The organism is Geobacter pickeringii (genome assembly GCF_000817955.1).
In the GTDB taxonomy this organism is placed as follows: Bacteria; Desulfobacterota; Desulfuromonadia; order Geobacterales; family Geobacteraceae; genus Geobacter; species Geobacter pickeringii.
Genome location: NZ_CP009788.1, coordinates 1,316,832 through 1,333,270 on the forward strand (window position 1 = coordinate 1,316,832; position 16,439 = coordinate 1,333,270).

At 58.6% G+C, this 16,439-nt stretch carries 13 protein-coding genes; 7 read left to right on the plus strand and 6 right to left on the minus strand.

Going from position 1 to position 16,439, the window contains the following annotated elements:
• The first annotated feature begins 17 nt into the window (after positions 1–17).
• Positions 18–1,871 carry an ATP-dependent zinc metalloprotease FtsH gene (gene ftsH / locus GPICK_RS05950; protein ID WP_039741301.1) on the plus strand — a complete coding sequence of 618 codons (1,854 nt, stop codon included), beginning with the start codon at positions 18–20 and terminating at the stop codon, positions 1,869–1,871.
• Here the strand turns inward: ftsH and GPICK_RS17550 are convergent.
• Positions 1,868–2,032, minus strand: coding sequence for a hypothetical protein (locus GPICK_RS17550; protein ID WP_144400049.1), 165 nt, complete (start codon positions 2,030–2,032; stop codon positions 1,868–1,870). The two genes, ftsH and GPICK_RS17550, sit on opposite strands and share 4 nt — an antisense overlap.
• A 160-nt stretch (positions 2,033–2,192) precedes the next feature.
• Here GPICK_RS17550 and malQ point away from each other — a divergent pair, with 160 nt between their 5' ends.
• The 3 genes from malQ to GPICK_RS05965 all read left to right on the plus strand — a co-directional run bounded on the left by malQ (position 2,193) and on the right by GPICK_RS05965 (position 5,791).
• Positions 2,193–3,671: a 4-alpha-glucanotransferase gene (malQ, locus tag GPICK_RS05955; protein WP_039741303.1), complete on the plus strand. Its 1,479-nt coding sequence runs from the start codon at positions 2,193–2,195 to the stop codon at positions 3,669–3,671.
• A 131-nt stretch (positions 3,672–3,802) separates the two neighbouring features.
• Positions 3,803–5,089, plus strand: coding sequence for an O-acetylhomoserine aminocarboxypropyltransferase/cysteine synthase family protein (locus GPICK_RS05960; RefSeq protein ID WP_039741304.1), 1,287 nt, complete (start codon positions 3,803–3,805; stop codon positions 5,087–5,089).
• A gap of 123 nt (positions 5,090–5,212) precedes the next feature.
• The gene (locus GPICK_RS05965) at positions 5,213–5,791 is read left to right on the plus strand and encodes an acyl carrier protein phosphodiesterase (protein ID WP_039741305.1); all 579 of its coding nucleotides are present in this window, start codon (positions 5,213–5,215) and stop codon (positions 5,789–5,791) included.
• Between the two features lie 331 nt (positions 5,792–6,122).
• On the opposite strand, the gene GPICK_RS05970 is transcribed toward GPICK_RS05965, so the two are convergent.
• Positions 6,123–8,093, minus strand: coding sequence for an ATP-binding protein (locus GPICK_RS05970; protein WP_236685662.1), 1,971 nt, complete (start codon positions 8,091–8,093; stop codon positions 6,123–6,125).
• A 3-nt stretch (positions 8,094–8,096) separates the two neighbouring features.
• Positions 8,097–8,993 (minus strand): ABC transporter substrate-binding protein, encoded by an 897-nt coding sequence (locus tag GPICK_RS05975; RefSeq protein WP_039741307.1) that lies wholly within the window; start codon positions 8,991–8,993, stop codon positions 8,097–8,099.
• Between the two features lie 566 nt (positions 8,994–9,559).
• Here GPICK_RS05975 and GPICK_RS05980 point away from each other — a divergent pair.
• The 3 genes from GPICK_RS05980 to gptM all read left to right on the plus strand — a co-directional run bounded on the left by GPICK_RS05980 (position 9,560) and on the right by gptM (position 13,058).
• A complete protein-coding gene (locus tag GPICK_RS05980) occupies positions 9,560–11,359 on the plus strand; it encodes a TonB-dependent receptor plug domain-containing protein (protein ID WP_052263318.1) in 1,800 nt (599 codons plus the stop codon).
• A 139-nt stretch (positions 11,360–11,498) separates the two neighbouring features.
• A complete protein-coding gene (locus tag GPICK_RS18015; protein WP_269078673.1) occupies positions 11,499–11,621 on the plus strand; it encodes a hypothetical protein in 123 nt (40 codons plus the stop codon).
• 132 nt (positions 11,622–11,753) lie between these two features.
• A complete protein-coding gene (gene gptM, locus GPICK_RS05985; RefSeq protein WP_039741309.1) occupies positions 11,754–13,058 on the plus strand; it encodes a geopeptide radical SAM maturase in 1,305 nt (434 codons plus the stop codon).
• 81 nt (positions 13,059–13,139) lie between these two features.
• Here gptM and GPICK_RS05990 read toward each other — a convergent pair whose 3' ends face one another.
• From GPICK_RS05990 to lptF, 3 genes are all read right to left on the minus strand, one after another.
• Complete coding sequence (locus GPICK_RS05990) at positions 13,140–14,102, minus strand: IPT/TIG domain-containing protein (protein WP_039741311.1); 963 nt, start codon at positions 14,100–14,102, stop codon at positions 13,140–13,142.
• 77 nt (positions 14,103–14,179) lie between these two features.
• The gene (gene lptG, locus GPICK_RS05995) at positions 14,180–15,259 is read right to left on the minus strand and encodes an LPS export ABC transporter permease LptG (RefSeq protein ID WP_039741312.1); all 1,080 of its coding nucleotides are present in this window, start codon (positions 15,257–15,259) and stop codon (positions 14,180–14,182) included.
• Positions 15,256–16,428, minus strand: coding sequence for an LPS export ABC transporter permease LptF (lptF, locus tag GPICK_RS06000; protein WP_039745399.1), 1,173 nt, complete (start codon positions 16,426–16,428; stop codon positions 15,256–15,258). The genes lptG and lptF overlap by 4 nt, the downstream gene beginning before the upstream one ends.
• Positions 16,429–16,439: the final 11 nt, after the last annotated feature.

Here is a 16,439-nt window from a genome sequence, read left to right on the forward strand (position 1 = left end):
AAAGAGAGGAGCCGTGAATGGGCCAATCGGTCTGGAAACCGATGTTGTGGATGCTGATCCTGCTTGTGGGATTCAACTTTTTCTATGCCTATGTGGCCCGGCAGGGTGTGGAGAGTGGCGCCGTCATATCCTACAGCCGTTTCAAGGATGAGCTGGCTGCCGATAATATCGGGAAGATCACCATCAAGGGGAATGCCATCAGCGGCGAGTTCCGGCGCAAGGTGTCGATTGCCGATACCACGTCCGGACAGCGTGGACAGCGCGATGTTACCAAGTTCACTACCGTCAAGCCGGGCATCGAGGACCTGGATCTCATGGCGGAACTCCAGGCGAAGAAGGTGGAGGTCACGGCGCTCACCACCGAGACATCACCGGTGGTGAGTGGGCTGCTCTACCTTCTGCCATGGGTGCTGATCATCGGCATCTGGTGGCTTGCGATGCGCGGGGTGAAGGGGCAGGGGCCCGGCGCCATGATGGGCGGTTTTGCCAAGTCGGGGGCCAAGACCTATGCCGTGAGCGACCGGGGGAGGGTGACGTTCGAGGACGTGGCCGGCATGGAAAGCGCCAAGCTGGAACTTCGTGAAATCGTCGAGTACCTCCAGGATCCGAAAAAGTTTCAGCGGATCGGCGGCAAGGTGCCGAAGGGGGTTCTCCTCGTCGGGCCGCCGGGGACGGGCAAGACGCTCCTGGCCCGGGCCGTGGCGGGAGAGGCGGGGGTTACGTTCCTCAGCATCTCGGCGTCCCAGTTCATTGAAATGTTTGTTGGCGTGGGTGCGGGGAGGGTGAGAGATCTTTTCGCAACGGCAAAGAAATCGGCCCCGAGCATCATCTTCATCGACGAGATCGATGCCGTGGGGAGGAGCCGTGGCGCAGGCCTCGGAGGGGGGCACGACGAGCGCGAACAGACCCTTAACCAGCTTTTGTCGGAAATGGACGGCTTTGATCCCCACGACGAGGTGATCGTCATGGCGGCCACCAACAGGCCGGATGTCCTCGACCAGGCCCTGCTCCGTCCCGGCCGCTTCGATCGGCATGTGGTGATCGACCGTCCTGACTGGCGCGATCGCGAGAAGATACTCCAGGTCCATACCCGCAAGATCCCCCTCGACAAGGATGTGGACCTCTCCGTCATTGCCCGCGGAACTCCCGGGATGACCGGCGCCGATCTGGAAAGTCTCGTCAACGAAGCGGCGATCCTTGCGGCGCGAGAAAACGCCTCTACGGTGACGATGGAGCAGATGGAGCGCGCCAAGGACAAGGTGCTCATGGGGGGGGAACGGAAGATGTTCATCTCCGAGCAGGAAAAGCGGATAACCGCATACCACGAAGCCGGTCATACGCTTGTGGCGAAGATGCTCCCCGGGACCGACCCGGTCCACAAGGTCACCATCATACCCCGGGGACAGGCGCTTGGCGTGACCCAGCAGCTCCCCGAAGACGACCGTTACCACTATTCGAAGAAATACCTGATGAACCGCCTCGCCGTGGCCCTCGGTGGGAGGGTGGCGGAGCGGGTCGTGTTTGGCGACCTGTCGACGGGGGCCCAGAACGACCTCAAGGTGGTCAATGACCTGGCCGAGAAGATGATCTGCCAGTGGGGGATGAGCGACCGAATCGGGGCGATGACGTTCCGGCGAGGGGAGGAGCATCCGTTCCTGGGGCGCAAGCTCGCGGAGGAAAAGATTTTTTCCGAACAGATGGCGTGGCTCATCGACCAGGAGATCGCCGCGTTCATCAAGGAAGCGGAGCTGAAGGCCGAGGAGGTAATCGGCTGTAACCGTGATAAGCTCGATGCCCTCGTCGAGGTTCTTCTCTACGAGGAGACCCTGGACGGAAAGCGCATCGACGAGGTGCTGTCGGGCGTCGGTTAGTAAATGATGATGTATCCGTGGTCCTGGGCGATTCTGGAGATCTCCAGAGTGTCCTTGATCCGGTAGGTCTTTCCTTCGAGGGTGAAGGAATATCCTCCCTCCCCATCGGGTACGGCGCTCTCCACAAGGGTTTCAAAAAGAGCGGTCTTAATAGTCTCCATGGCTACTCGCCTCCGGCTGTGGTATTGTTCGGAAGTCCGACGGGGGAAGAGATCGACCGGCACCCGGCCGCTTTTTGGTATACAGGAATCGCTTCTTCCCTGGCAACTCATTTTGTCACTGACCCGACCTCCCTGACACGGATCGGGATACGGGGGATTCATGCACCGCAAACGCAAGAGCGGCATCCTTCTTCACCCCACCTCGCTTCCGGGACCCGATGGGATTGGCTCCCTGGGCAGAGAGTGCCGCCATTTCCTCGACTTTCTCGAGGCCGCCGGCCAGAGCCTCTGGCAGGTGCTTCCGCTCGGGCCGGCGGCCTACGGGAACTCACCCTACTCGTGCTATTCGGCCTTTGCCGGGAATCCTCTCTTCATCGATCTCCCCACCCTTGCGGAGGAGGGGGACCTCGCCGGTGGAGAGTCGCTGGAGTTTCCCGTTGATTACGTCGATTTTGCCGTGGTTGAGAGCCATAAGACGAGGAGGCTCAAGGAGGCCGCCACCCATTTCCACACCCAGGCGGAACGGGAACGCAAGGAGGAGTTCTGGCATTTCTGCGATACCACTCCCTGGCTCCACGATTACGCATTGTTCATGGCGCTCAAGGAGCATTTCAGGGGGAAAAGCTGGAATGACTGGCCCCGTGAGATCGCCCGACGGGAGCCGGCGGCGCTGGAAAAGTATTCGGTCAAACTTGGCACCGCCATTGGCGAGCAGAAATACATCCAGTGGCAATTCTTCCGCCAGTGGTACCGGATCAGGGAGTACGCCAACGGGAAGGGGATCGCCATCGTCGGCGACATCCCGATCTTCGTCGCCTTCGATTCTGCCGACGTCTGGGTCAGTCCCGAGCTCTTCTACCTCGATGAGAAGGGGAAACCCACCGTCGTGGCCGGAGTGCCGCCTGACTATTTCAGCAAGAGCGGCCAGAGATGGGGTAACCCCCTCTATAACTGGGACGTCATGGCGGAGCGCGGGTACGGGTGGTGGATCGAGCGGTTCCGCAATTCGTTTGCTTTGCACGATGTGGTTCGGATCGACCATTTCCGCGGTTTCGAAGGGTATTGGGAGATCCCCGCCCGGGAAAAAACTGCCGTGAAGGGGCGCTGGGTGCCGGGGCCGGGAGCCGCGCTCTTCGATACCCTTGTCGGTGTCTTCGGACAGCTCCCGATCATCGCCGAAGACCTGGGGGTCATTACCCCTGAGGTGGAGTCCCTGCGCGACCGCTACCGCTTCCCCGGCATGAAGATACTGCAGTTCGCCTTCGATTCCGGCGGCGGCAACCCTTATCTCCCCCACAACTACACGCCGGATTGCGTCGTTTATTCCGGCACTCACGACAACGATACGACGGTAGGATGGTTTCACGCCCTTTCTCCGCACCAGCGGGAACTCGTTCTTGCGTATACCGGAACCGGTGGTCGGGACATTGCGTGGGAGCTGATCCGGCTCGGCCTCTCGTCGGTGGCCGGCATGGCCATTTTTCCGCTTCAGGATATCCTCGGCTGTGACGGTTCCTGCCGGATGAACCTCCCCGGCACCCCGCGGGGGAACTGGTCGTGGCGATTCCCCCCCGGTCTTCTCACTGACCGGCTTGCCGCGCGTCTGCATGAATTGACGGCGCTGTTCGGCAGAAAATAGTCCCCCCCAGAGGAGATGCAGTTCATGGATTGAACTTGACAGTTTGACTGGGTTTTAAATAGGATGTTCCCGTGCATTCTTTACCGGTATTACCAACAACAGCCGCTTGCTATCGATGAGAGGAGATTGCCATGGCAGACCACAAGCAGAACTTCGATACCCTCGCCCTCCACGCGGGACAGGTTCCCGACTCCGCAACGCTTTCCCGGGCGGTTCCCATCTACCAGACCTCCTCCTATGTCTTCACGAGCTCGGAGCACGCCGCCAACCTCTTCGGGCTCAAGGAGTTCGGCAATATCTACACGCGGATCATGAACCCGACCAGCGACGTGCTGGAAAAACGGCTCGCCGAACTTGACGGCGGAGTGGGAGCCCTGACCGTCGCCTCGGGACAGGCGGCCATTACCTATGCGGTGCTCAACATCGCCCAGGCCGGCCAGAACATCGTCTCCACGAGCTATCTCTACGGGGGGACCTATAACCTGTTCCACTACACGCTTCCGAAGCTCGGCATCGAGGTGAAGTTCGTCGATACTTCCGACCCCGAGAACGTCCGGCGCGCCATTGACGGGAACACCCGCCTCGTCTATTCCGAGTCGGTCGGCAACCCCAAAAATAACGTCGATGACTTCGAGGCCATTGCCACGATCGCCCACGAGGCAGGAATTCCCTTTGTCGTGGACAACACGGTGACGACGCCGTACCTGTTCAAGCCGCTGGAGCACGGGGCCGACATCGTGGTCTATTCCCTTACCAAATTCATTTGCGGCCACGGGACGAGCATCGGCGGGGCGGTGGTGGATGGGGGGACCTTTCCGTGGAACAACGGGAAATTCCCCGAGTTCACCGAGCCCGACCCCTCGTATCATGGCCTGAAATTCTGGGAGGCCCTCGGCAATCTTTCCTACATCCTCAAAATGAGAGTAACCCTCCTGCGGGATATGGGAGCGTGCCTCTCGCCGTTCAACAGCTTCCTTTTCCTCCAGGGGCTCGAGACCCTGCCGGTCCGGATGGCCCGGCATGTGGAGAATGCCCAGAAGGTGGCCGAGTGGCTCGAGAATCACCCCCTGGTTTCGTGGGTCAACTATCCCGGTCTGGCAAGCCACAACGATCACGGTCGGGCGAAGAAATACCTGCCGAAGGGGGCGGGGGCGATCATCGGTTTCGGCATCAGGGGGGGACTGGAGGCTGGCAAGCGCTTCATCGACAATGTGAAGCTCCTTTCCCACCTCGCCAATATCGGCGATGCCAAGTCGCTGGTCATCCACCCCGCGTCGACCACCCATCAGCAACTGAGCGAGGAGGAACAGCGCTCCACCGGCGTCACGGCGGACTTCATCAGGCTCTCTGTCGGAATTGAAGATGCCACCGACATCATCGCCGATATCGATCAGGCCCTTGCGGCCTCCCAAGTGTGATTCGTTTCTTCCGGCGCAAGCAGAAGGCGACCCGCAGGGGTCGCCTTTTTTTCTGCCGCTGCATGGAGTTGCTGCCGCCCGGCGGAGACCACTCGCGATTCGTCGCCTGAGGAGGGGAGCATCGTGAACTTTCTCGCCCATCTCTATCTGTCCGGTAACGACCCCGAAATCCTCGTGGGGAACATGATGGGAGACTTCGTCAAGGGGGTGCTGGACGACAGCTACCCTCCCCGCATCACCAGGGGGCTTGAACTCCACCGCCTGATCGACTCCTTCGCCGGCCGCCATCCGTCCTTTCTGGCGAGCAAGAGACGTATCTCCCCTGAGTATGGTCATTATCGGGCTGTGCTCGTTGATCTGTATTACGACCACTTTTTGGCAGTGGAGTGGGACCGTTTTGCCGAGGAGCCGTTTGAGCGCTTCATCGCGACGGCGCGGCAGACCATGGAGGAGCATGCCGGGATACTCCCGGAGCGCCTGAGGACAAGGCTTCCTGACATCTTCACCGAATGGCTTCCTTCGTATCGTAACGTGGATGGTGTTGCCACGGTGCTGCGCCGCATGGCAGGGCGCGTCGGGCGCCCGAATCCGCTTGGCGCGGGGGGCGATGAACTGGTGAGACATTACGGGGAATTGAGGAGCGACTTTTTTCAGTTCCTTCCGGATGCCAAAGGATATGTCGCGACGCTCATCGGGAGGTGAACGACGGATAAAGGAAAAGCCCGGAATTACCGGGCTTTTCACTGCTCATGTGCTGCGTCGAGGCACTTTTTCCCAATCCGTCGGTGAAGAGCTTGCGTGCCTTGCCATCACGCTCCTTGCGGGACCATGATGGTCGGAAACCGCTCACTTTCCCCTTTTTCTGGAGGTTTCCACGCTCCTGGCGGATGGAATCGAGACAGCGTCTTCAGCGTCGTCTCACGCAGCACAGAATTTTCACCTTCCTTCTACTTTCATCATACACTCGCAGAGGGAATTCTGTCAAAGATTGCGATGTGGATGAAGCCGGAGACGGGGGCCACCGGTTGCCTGCTCACTGTCTCAGCACTTCCTGGACTTTTGCCAGCAACTCGTCCGGCTTGACCGGTTTGGCAATGAAATTGATCCCTTCGTCGAGAACGCCCTTACGGTTGATGATGTCCTGGGTATAGCCGCTTATGTAGAGCGCCCTCAGATTCGGGTTCGCCAGTTTCATCTCCTCGTAGGCCGCCTGACCATTCTTCTTCGGCATGACCACGTCGAGCAGCACCATGTCGATCCTGTTTGCGTATTCCTGGAACCTTCTGACCGCCTCGGTTCCGTCGACCGCCTCGATGACCTCGTAGCCGCTTCGTTCAAGCACGTGCCTGGCGAGCTTGCGGACGGCCTTGTCATCTTCCGCCACCAGGATCGTTTCCCGATTCCCGCGCTGCACATGAAGGCGCTCGGGGGAATCGGCGGTCGCGGCCGTCTGGACCAGGGGGAGGTAGACACGGAAGGTCGTTCCTTCGTCCGGAAAGGACTCGACGGCGACAAAGCCTTCGTGTTGCTTGATGATGCCGTATGCCATCGAGAGCCCGAGCCCGGTCCCCTTCCCGACCTCCTTGGTGGTGAAAAATGGGTCGAAAATCCGCTCCTTGGTCTGTTCATCCATCCCCATGCCGCTGTCGGCAATGCTGATGACCCCGTAGCGTCCCGGCTTCCCCTTTTCGATGGGACTGAAAAAATCCTCGTCGAGGTATTCACTGCCGGTGGTGATGGTGAGAGAGCCGCCGCCGGGCATGGCATCCCGGGCATTGGTCACGAGGTTGATCAGAATTTGATCGATCTGTCCCGTATCGACCTGGCAGATGAGCGGTTCGTCGACTAATACCAGCCTGAAATCGATATCCTCACTGATGAGGCGGGCGAGGAGTTTTTCGATGCTCTTGACGATATCGTTCAGATTTGCCGGTTTGGGGTTGATCACCTGTTTCCTGCCAAAGGCCAGCAACCGCTTCACCAGGGTTGTCGCGCGGTCCGACGCGATCAGGATCTGATCGACATAGATCCGGAAGGGGTTGTCGTTCTTCAGGCTCCGTTGCAGGAGCGTGCCGAACCCGACGATGGCAGTGAGGATGTTGTTGAAGTCATGGGCAACGCCACCGGCAAGGGTTCCGACCGCCTCCATCTTCTGGGCGTGACGAAGTTCCTCCGCCAGGCATTCCTTTTCCGCTTCGCGGGTCCGAAGCGTCTCAACGAGATGGTTGAACGCCGCTGCAAGCCGTCCGACTTCATCCTTGCTTTCCACGCGGAGCGGCTCGAATGTCTCGCCGCGCTCCAGTTTCTGGAGTCCTTCGGTGAGCCTGTTGAGTGGTTGCGTAATTCTCTGGACAATCGCGTAGATGATGATCGTCCCCAGAGCCAGGAAGAGCAGGGCGAGAGAGATGCTCTTAGCGAGCAGTGCCTCGAGCTTTTTCCGCAGCGGCTCCTTGTCGACGATGATCCGGACGAAGCCTATTATTTTCGCAGTTTCGTGGGAGGGACCCGCGAGATACAGAGATTCCGTCGAGGCAAGTTGGGGCGTGGAGGCCACCGGCGACCAGAATTCGTAGAACGTGTCCCCCTCGAAAACCGGGGACGCCTGGGATCTTCTGATCTGCTCGAATCTGGTGCTCCAATGGGGGAACCCCCGTTCAGGAGTGTTGAGCATGGAGGAGCTGGGCTGCTCACGCAGCAGATTCCCCTCTCCGGAGAGTATGGAGACGAAGAGGACTCCTTCGTGCGAAAGGATTCCCTCGATGGGATCCTTGAGGAGTTCACTGTTCTCGGTAAATACGCCGAGCCTGACACTGTGCGCCAGAAGTCGCGCCAGTAAATGGCCTTCACCGGTCATGTTCTCTTCAAGGACTCTGCGTTGGGAGTGAAAGAAGAGGAGCGTGAACGAAAGCGCAACGCAGGCGGTGAACACCGTGAACAGAACGAAGAATTTCAGCCCGAAGGTGTTTCGCTTTTTCGAGAATTCGGTGAAGAGCGCCATAGCCATTTCCTATCGAATGATCCGAGCCCGGCCCATGGCCTCTTCGTTGAGGGTAATTCCGAGTTTGCGGGCAATCTTGCTGTTGATGGTCAGTACCGTGCTCCGTGGAACCGCATGGGGGATGCTTCCGATCGCCGTGCCGGCCAGAACCTTGCGTACGATCTCACCCGCTTGACGGCCGAGGTCGTACGGCTCGACATCGAGGGCCAGGAGCCCTCCCATTTCCACGTACTTGTCCGAGAAGGTAAGGACCGGAATCCGCTGGTTGAGGCAGGTAAGCAGCAGGTATTCAACGGTTTCAGCGGTGACGACGGTCGTGTCGGGAATCATCCAGAACCCGTCGATCTCGCTCCGCATCCCCTCCAGGAGACGCGGGATCTCCCGCGGGCTTTTAGCTTCCCGCACGACCAGTTCGAGACCGGCTCCTTTGGCCGCAGCCAGGGCTTTTCGGACGAGGGGGCCGGTGTGCGCGGGATTGTAGATGAGCCCGATTTTCTTGAGACTCGGAGCCACCCGCTGCAGTGCCGTCAGTTGCCGCTCCGGCGAGACGGAAAGATTGACGCCGGTGATATTTTCTCCGGACGTAAGCGCATTCAACGGGTCGAGGACCATCAGGTAGACAATGGGGGTGTCTTTAATCTTCTTTACCTTCGTCAGCGCCTCTGCACCGATCGCCACAATCACGGCAGGGCGTTCCTCTCGCACCGTCCGGACAATGTCGACCCCTTCCATTTCCGAAAGAATCAGTTTCTTGATACTTCCGCCCGCAATGCTTCGAATCCCCTTCAGTGCCTCTTCATACGGTGCCACTCGCATGCCCTGGAGCACGAGGATACCCTGCGCCGCCTCGACCGTTCCGGTAAGGATCATCAACAAAGCTGTTATGAGGTACAGGGTGCGTTTCATAAGGTACGAGCGGTTCCTGGCTGCCGTTCTTGTCCGGTGACGTTTTTTTGTATGAGTGGTGTCAAAAAATGGTTGTGTAAGTTGTTGAATTGACTTGACCGGTTTGACGGTTTTTTAAGTAAACCCATTGATTGTTAATGAAAAAATGCCACACGTAGCGTTCTGTTCGCCATAACTTCCAAAGATGGCCAAACAGGATTGCTATTTTGATGCCATCTGCATGGAGAAAAGAGAGACAGGGGATAGTGCGTGCGTTCATATAACTGGCCGTAATTGCTGCTAACTGTGGCGAGTTGTCCCTTTAAGGATGACATCTTCACGCGTGAAAATTTAAAACTTGCTGTAGGGGGAATTTTTTTTGCATAACACCCGTTTCATAAATTGCCGATGAACGGTCAATCACCTTGAAATGACTGACGCAAACGGGGCGACAACTGAAATGAACCTTTGGGGATGGGAACATGGGGGCGAATAAACGAATAGTACGTGGTGTCGTCATTGCTCTGGGGGTCGCCAGCGGTATCTCGGCTGCCGTATCCACGGCAGGTGCCCAGCAGGAAAGGGATATGAAGGTCCTCGAGATGTTTTATGAGGATAAAGATCTGGTCATGACCCCTTCCCGTGATCCGAAGCCGATTTCCCAGGTGGCGGAAAACATCACGGTTGTTACTGCCCGGGAGATCGAGGCGATCAACGCCCATACCCTGGCGGATGTCCTCTATACGGTTACCGGCGTTCAGATCGATCTGCGGGGTGGCCCCGGTACCCAGTCGACTCCCGCCATCCAGGGGTCGGATCCTCTCCATGTCCTCGTCATGATCGACGGAGTGGCCCAGAACTTCCTCGTCAACAACTCGGCCGACGTCGGCGCTATTCCGGTCCAGCAGATCGAACGGATCGAGATCATCAAGGGGCCGGCGTCATCATCATGGGGCTCTTCACTGGGCGGAATCGTCAACGTCATCACCAAATCTCCCAATGAAGATCGCGCCGCCACCGGACTCGTCTCCACATCGTTCGGCGAGCGCTTCTCCGGCGACCACCGGGGAGAGCTCTCCGGGACGGTTGGGGGACTCGGCTACTACCTTCATGCAGGCAAGCTCCATTCGGACGGTCTCCTTGCCAATAACCAGTTCGACGGGAACAGGGCCTATGGCAAGCTCCAGGGGGAAATTGGGGAGGGGGGTACCCTCCAGTGGACCCTCGGTTACAGCGGCGGCTCCCGGGGAGACCAGGAAGACCCCCGCGCCGATCTGACAAGTAAAAACCGTTTCGACAACCTCTTCTCAACGCTTTCCTTTGCCTACCCCGTCACCGAACGGGTCGATTTTGACCTCTCACTCCACACGTCCTTGAAGCATCTCGACCGGTATGACTCACAATTAAGTACTGGCGTTGAGCAGTCGCAACTCTCAATAGAAGAGCTAACCTATGGAGGGAGTGCAAAGTTGACTTGGCGGGAGCAAGTGCATCACCTTGCCATCGGCACCGATTTCGATCACGGTGACGTCAGGGAGACAACGTCGGCGATCGGGAATCCTGTGGCCGTCGTGAAGCCTCGCCTCACGAAATGGGCTCTCTTCGCCAATGATACCATCGCCCTCGGCAGTCTGACTGTCATTCCTGGCATCCGCTACGATCACACCAACACCAACGGCGACTTTGCAAGCCCAAGCCTCGGGATCACCTACGGATTGGGAGAGCATACCGTCCTGCGGGGAGCAGTGGCCCGGGGATTCAACATCCCTCCGCTCGTCTTCACCTCCGGCGACGGCCTCACGACGGCGCCGAGTCCCAATCTCAAGGTTGAGAAGGTCCTCTCCTACCAGGCGGGGTTCGAGACATCTCTGTTTCGGTATTTTTGGCTCAAGACAACCTTTTTTCGACACGATGTCTCCGATGCCATCGTTCCGATACTTCTCGCTAACGGACAGGCCCAGTTTCTCAACCAGAACCGGCAACGCCGCGAGGGGGTGGAGGTGGAGGTGAAGACCGTTCCCGTCTTTGATACCACCTTCGTGGCCGGCTATGCCTATGTCGACGCCCGCGGTCGCGACAGCGGTGAGCGACTCTCCAATGTGGCGCGCCACACCTGGAACCTCGCCCTCCAATACGACGACCGGCGCGGACTCCGGGGGAACCTGGCCGGCCACTACATCTGGTGGAACGCCGCAAGCATCAACCAGGGGAGATACACGCCGGTCATCTGGGACCTCAATCTCGCGAAGCGATTCTTTGCGGGTGAGCGGATCGCCGTAGAGGCGTTCGTCACCGCCCACAACCTCTTCAACGGTTCCCAGTATCTCGCAGACAGCCTGAAAAACCCCCGCCGCTGGATCGAGGGGGGGGTGCGGTTCAGCTTCTGATCTTCCCTCGTTAAGGTGAATCAATGGTGTGACGGAATCATTACTCAATATTCACCGCAATGGCATTGACTTTTTGAAATTATTAGAATAGTGTTCTAGCTCATTAAGTGCAGGTCAAATCCCCGGCAGGAGGCCCACCATGAAGAACGCGCACGTCACCGCACCGAAGTCCTCAGCACGTATCCTCGTCCTCGACGAGGGGAACGCCAAGTCGCCTTACCCGAAGTATTGCATGGTCCCAATTTTCAGGATTTATATCTAGTCAACCTAGCCAAAAAGGGGAGATTTTCTCCCCTTTTTTGTGCCTTACGATGCCGTTGTCGCCACGGAGCGGGTGGTCTGTGCCACACGCTGAAGGGCGGCTGTGCGTTCGCGAGAGGAGACGGAGAGTACGGTGAGACTATCCCGCTATACGAAGGTGTTTCCCTGTGAGGATCGGGAGGGGGAGTGCATCCTCTTCGCCGCCAGAACAGGGGCGAGCGTGCTGGTCCCTGCGGAACTGGTCCCGGAGATCGACGGAGGGGGGCTCGATCCCGCCGATGAAGAGACCCTGGCCGGACTCGGCTTTATCGTCGCCGATCCTGCAGCGGAGCGCCGGCAGATGCTGGGGGTGCTTGAGGAGATGAAACGGCGCCAGCAGCGCTTCTCTTGCCTGGTGGTGCTGAACCTGGACTGTAACCTTGGCTGCGCCTACTGTTTCGAGGGGGCACTGAAGGGGAAGCACTTCATGGCCGAGGATACCGCCGATCGGCTGATTGAAGTTATTGCCAGCGGACCGATTGCCCAGGACAAGGAGATCTCCCTCAATTTCTACGGTGGCGAACCGCTCCTCAGCGTTCCCCTGATTAAAAGGATAGCCGGACAAATCCAGACTCTTGCGGCTGAACGAGGGCTTTCATTCGGCTTCAGCCTGATGACCAACGGCACACTCCTGACCCGCCGGAGGGTGGAAGAGCTTCTTCCCTTCGGCTTGAAAGGGGCCACTGTGACCCTGGACGGGCCCCGGGAAATCCACGATGCCGCTCGTCCGTTCACCGACGGCCGGGGGAGCTTCGACGTCATCATGGGCAATATCAAGGAGGTTGCCGGGCTGATTTCACTCCAGATCGGCGGCAACTTCACCCGGGACAATTACCGGGCATTCCCGCGCCTCTTCGATGTCCTCGTGGCCGAAGGGTTGACTCCCGACCGTCTTGGCCCGATGCAGTTCAGTCCCGTCATGACGTCGCTGTCAGGCCGCGCCTTGCCGGAATTTACCGGTGGCTGCGTATCCGCCAGCGAGCCGTGGGTTGCCGAGGCGATCCTCTTTCTCAGAGAGGAGCTTCTGCGGCGAGGGTTTGATCCTCCCAAGATGGAACCCCATATCTGTGCTGTGGAAACGGATGACAATCTGGTGGTCAATTACGATGGGAGCTTTTACAAATGCCCGGCGTTGATCGGGGTCGAGGGGCTTGAGGTCGGCGATGTCAACAGAGGCGTGACTGACTACCGTGCCGCGCACGGCAGTGGCCTATGGCAGAACGACGAATGTCTCGATTGCTCCTATCTCCCCCTCTGTTTCGGCGGCTGCCGCTATCTCAGTCTCCTTCAAGAGGGGCGCGTCGATGCGATCAATTGCCATCGCGACTTTTACGATGCCATTTTGGGCCCTTGTCTTAAACAGGACATGGCCTATCGGTTTCGCCATTCGGGAACGTGAAGGCGATTGCCGATTCCTCCTGGGGCGAGTCGACGGCGGAGAGAGTGGCAATGACGTTCCGTGAGGAGCGCCCGGCAGTTATCACGGCGCCGTTACCTGCACCACCGAGCTCACCTCGCCGTTCGGATTGATGATCTGAATCCGCAGGTCCTTTTCCGTCGGGTCTGCCGGAAAACGTTGATAGATGAGCTTTGAACAGTCTACGAAGATGACGGATTCCCGTTCGCCGCTGCTTATTGCCCCCGCGGTTATACGCTTCCCAATCCCCGCATTCAGTCCCACCTGAAAGCTTTTTTCTTCCACCATCAGTGATGATCCCGGATGGAAATTTTTCCCTTCAATAATGAGCTTGTAGTAGTTGACGAAATTTTCGCCCCTGCTGACGTTGTATACCTCCGGGGTCGAACGGATCGAGAGCGTAATGGGGGTCGTGACGGTTTCTTCGGGGTTCTTGACCTGTACCTGGTGAAGCCCTCCCGGGGCGGGGGGGACGCTGAACGAGATCGATTCCGACGAGGCGGGACTGCTGGTGACGATGGAACCGTCGAAGAGAACCTTGCTTCCCGGTTCGAAGTTGTGGCCCGAAATGATGATTCGGCGTTCGGCGCCACCGGAGCAGGCGGCGATGCTGTCGGGGGAGATCGAGTCAACGATCGGCTTTGGCGGGAGAATGGAAAAATTGTACGTCCTGCTCGTGGTGCCGTCTTCACGTCTGAGAAAGAGAGCATAGAGGCCGGGTGCAAGTTTCGGGATGTCGAAGGTGAGTGTCTGGGAGGAGATGACCTTGGTCGGAACTTCGGTGTTGCCGAGGAACGCGACGGTTTTTCCGGTAAAGGAGGTGCCGGAGAGGGTGACGGTGCTGTTCGGTTCGCCCTGGGCGGGAATGATGCTGAGGATGTTCACGGCCGGTGCGGAATCGGCTGACTTTTCGGTGGCAGGAACGTTTTTTGCCGGTTTCTTCCGGCCGTTCTGGGCGGCAGGCCATGCCGGCTGAGCCAGGGCGAGGGTAGCAAGGAGAACGAGAGCCACGGGGCGGTATCTCATGGAACCTCCGGATATTTTCATTCGGTGCCCCGGTGAATCGGGCATTTCCGGCAATTAAATCACCGTCGGCAACGATGTCAACGGGTAATGGTCATGGCCAGCCAGACGCCCGAGAGCGCAAAGAGAAGATTGGCGATCCAGGCGGAGACGAAGGGGGGAAGGACCCCGGTCTGGCCGAACGAGATGAGTATGGAGTTGATGATGAAATAGGCGAAGCCGATGGCGATGCTTGCGCCGATGCCGATGGCGATGCCGCTCGATCTCCCGCCGCGCAGGGCGAAGGGGATGCCGAGAAATGCCATGATGAGCGAGGCAAAGGGGAGAGAGAGTTTGGCGTGCATCTGGGCTTCGTACCGTGTTGTCTCGTAGCCTCCCCGGTGCAGCTTTCGTATGTACTCTCTCAGCTTGAGGAACCCCATGTTGTCGGCGTACTTGTCGACCACTTTCAGGTCTTCTACGGTCAGGTTGAGCGTTGTGGGGAGGTTTTCCGCTTTGGTCGTGGTGGTGACTCCCCCCCGCCCCAGTTCTCGCGCGGTGACGCGATGCAGTACCCACTGCCGCCCGTTCCATGAGGCGGAGTCGGCATCGATCCGCTTGATCGGGCGAAGTCCTGCGGCGAAGTTCCAGAGGGTGATTCCTCCCAGCGTCTGGTGGGCCGGGTCGAAAAGCCGGGCCATCATGATCGTGTTCCCGTCCTTGTGCCAGATGTTGTTCTGGCGGAAGAAGGTGTTGTAGCTCTTCTTCCGGATCAGGACCTCTTCGATGTAGCGCATCTTCTGGTAGGTCTCAGGAAGCACGAATTCGTTGGCGATAATGGTGAGGAAGCTCACGCCGCAGGCGATCACGAGAATCGGCGTGCTGATTCTCGCCAGGCTTATGCCGCAGCCACGCATGGCGGTGATTTCGCTGTTGCGGGAGAGCAGCCCGAGGGTGAGCAGCGTTGCCATCAGGACGGCAAGCGGTACCACCTGCGTGAATATTTCGGGAATCTTGAGCAGGAAAAAATGGATGAGGTCGGCCCAGCGGGGCTGGAAGCGAAGGAGCCGGCCGATCTTTTCCAGAAAGTCGATCACCAGGTAAATCGCGATGAATGCTGCCAGGCAGAGACCGAAGATGCGCAGATATGCGGCGGCTATGTAGCGGGTGAGGATGCTCACGATGATTTCGTCACCTTTCCGAAGCGCTCCCGAATCCGATGCGAAAGTTCTCTGATGGTCCCCGCAAAGGGGAGCGGCCGTTCGCTGGCGGCCCGCAGGAGAAGGTTGATGCCGATGCCGGTCAGGAGGATGTTCGGAATCCACATGGCGATGGCGGGAGGGAGAATCCCTTTTTCGCAGATGGCCTTTGCACCCGACATGAGGATGTAGTAGCCCAGCAGGAGAAAGATCCCCGCCGAGAAGCCGCCGGCCCGCCCCGCCCGCTGGTTGTGGATGCCAAGGGGGATGCCGATGATGGCGAAGACGATGCAGGCGAACGGCAGGGCAAAGCGTTTGTGGAGTTCGATTCGTGCATCGCTCAGGAGTTTTGTCTCTTCCTGCGGGGTCCGGAGAAGCGTCAATAGCTCGCTCAGGGTCATATCCTGCTCGTCGCGGTAGTCCTTTTTCGACTGCTGCTGGAGGTTGACGTTCAGGTCGTAACTTGCGAACTCGACGAAGCGGTAGCCTTCCTTGCCTGCCAGGCGGTGAATTCCTCCATCTTCAAGGTGAAGCCGTATGGTTTTTGACTCGGGATTGGCGACGATCTTGCCTGCCGTGGCGAAAATCGTCGCATGCTCGTCAGGGTTGCGTTCGTCCTGGATCAGGATGCCGAAGATGTCATGGTTTATCTGGTCGTAGTCGTCCACATAGATGACGAGGCCGGGGAAGTCATCGTTGAATACCTTTTCGCGGATGCTCGTGGCGGCCCGTGTCTCCACCACCTCGTAGAGAAATCTCTTGAAGGAGGTGTTTCCCCAGGGCAGGGCGTAGACCGTGACGAAGGTGGTGGCAAGGTAGGTCAGGACTGCGAAGATGAGAACCGGCGGCAGGAGGGAGCCGACACCCACACCGCTTGCCTTCATGGCGGTTATTTCACTGTCGGATGAGAGCCTCCCGAAGGCGAGAAGCACCGCCAGCAGGAAAGCCATGGGAATCGTCACGAGAAAGAACGAGGGGAGCATGAAGAGAATCAGCCTGCAGACATCGGCAAAAGGCACTCCCTTGGCGAAGACCATCTCTGCAAGCTTGAGGAGCCGCCCCATGAGCAGTACAAAGGTGAAGACGGCCATTCCCAGCACAAAGGGGACGGCAGTTTCCCTGAAGATATATCGGTAAAGGATCCTGGTCATGAGCGCGCTAT

Excerpts from the sequence above, each read along its gene's own strand:
- ftsH (WP_039741301.1), top strand. The coding sequence starts at position 18 with ATGGGCCAATCGGTCTGGAAACCGATGTTGTGGATGCTGATCCTGCTT.
- GPICK_RS17550 (WP_144400049.1), bottom strand. The coding sequence starts at position 2,032 with ATGGAGACTATTAAGACCGCTCTTTTTGAAACCCTTGTGGAGAGCGCC.
- malQ (WP_039741303.1), top strand. The coding sequence starts at position 2,193 with ATGCACCGCAAACGCAAGAGCGGCATCCTTCTTCACCCCACCTCGCTT.
- GPICK_RS05960 (WP_039741304.1), top strand. The coding sequence starts at position 3,803 with ATGGCAGACCACAAGCAGAACTTCGATACCCTCGCCCTCCACGCGGGA.
- GPICK_RS05970 (WP_236685662.1), bottom strand. The coding sequence starts at position 8,093 with ATGGCTATGGCGCTCTTCACCGAATTCTCGAAAAAGCGAAACACCTTC.
- GPICK_RS05975 (WP_039741307.1), bottom strand. The coding sequence starts at position 8,993 with ATGAAACGCACCCTGTACCTCATAACAGCTTTGTTGATGATCCTTACC.
- GPICK_RS05980 (WP_052263318.1), top strand. The coding sequence starts at position 9,560 with ATGAAGGTCCTCGAGATGTTTTATGAGGATAAAGATCTGGTCATGACC.
- GPICK_RS18015 (WP_269078673.1), top strand. The coding sequence starts at position 11,499 with ATGAAGAACGCGCACGTCACCGCACCGAAGTCCTCAGCACGTATCCTC.
- GPICK_RS05990 (WP_039741311.1), bottom strand. The coding sequence starts at position 14,102 with ATGAGATACCGCCCCGTGGCTCTCGTTCTCCTTGCTACCCTCGCCCTG.
- lptF (WP_039745399.1), bottom strand. The coding sequence starts at position 16,428 with ATGACCAGGATCCTTTACCGATATATCTTCAGGGAAACTGCCGTCCCC.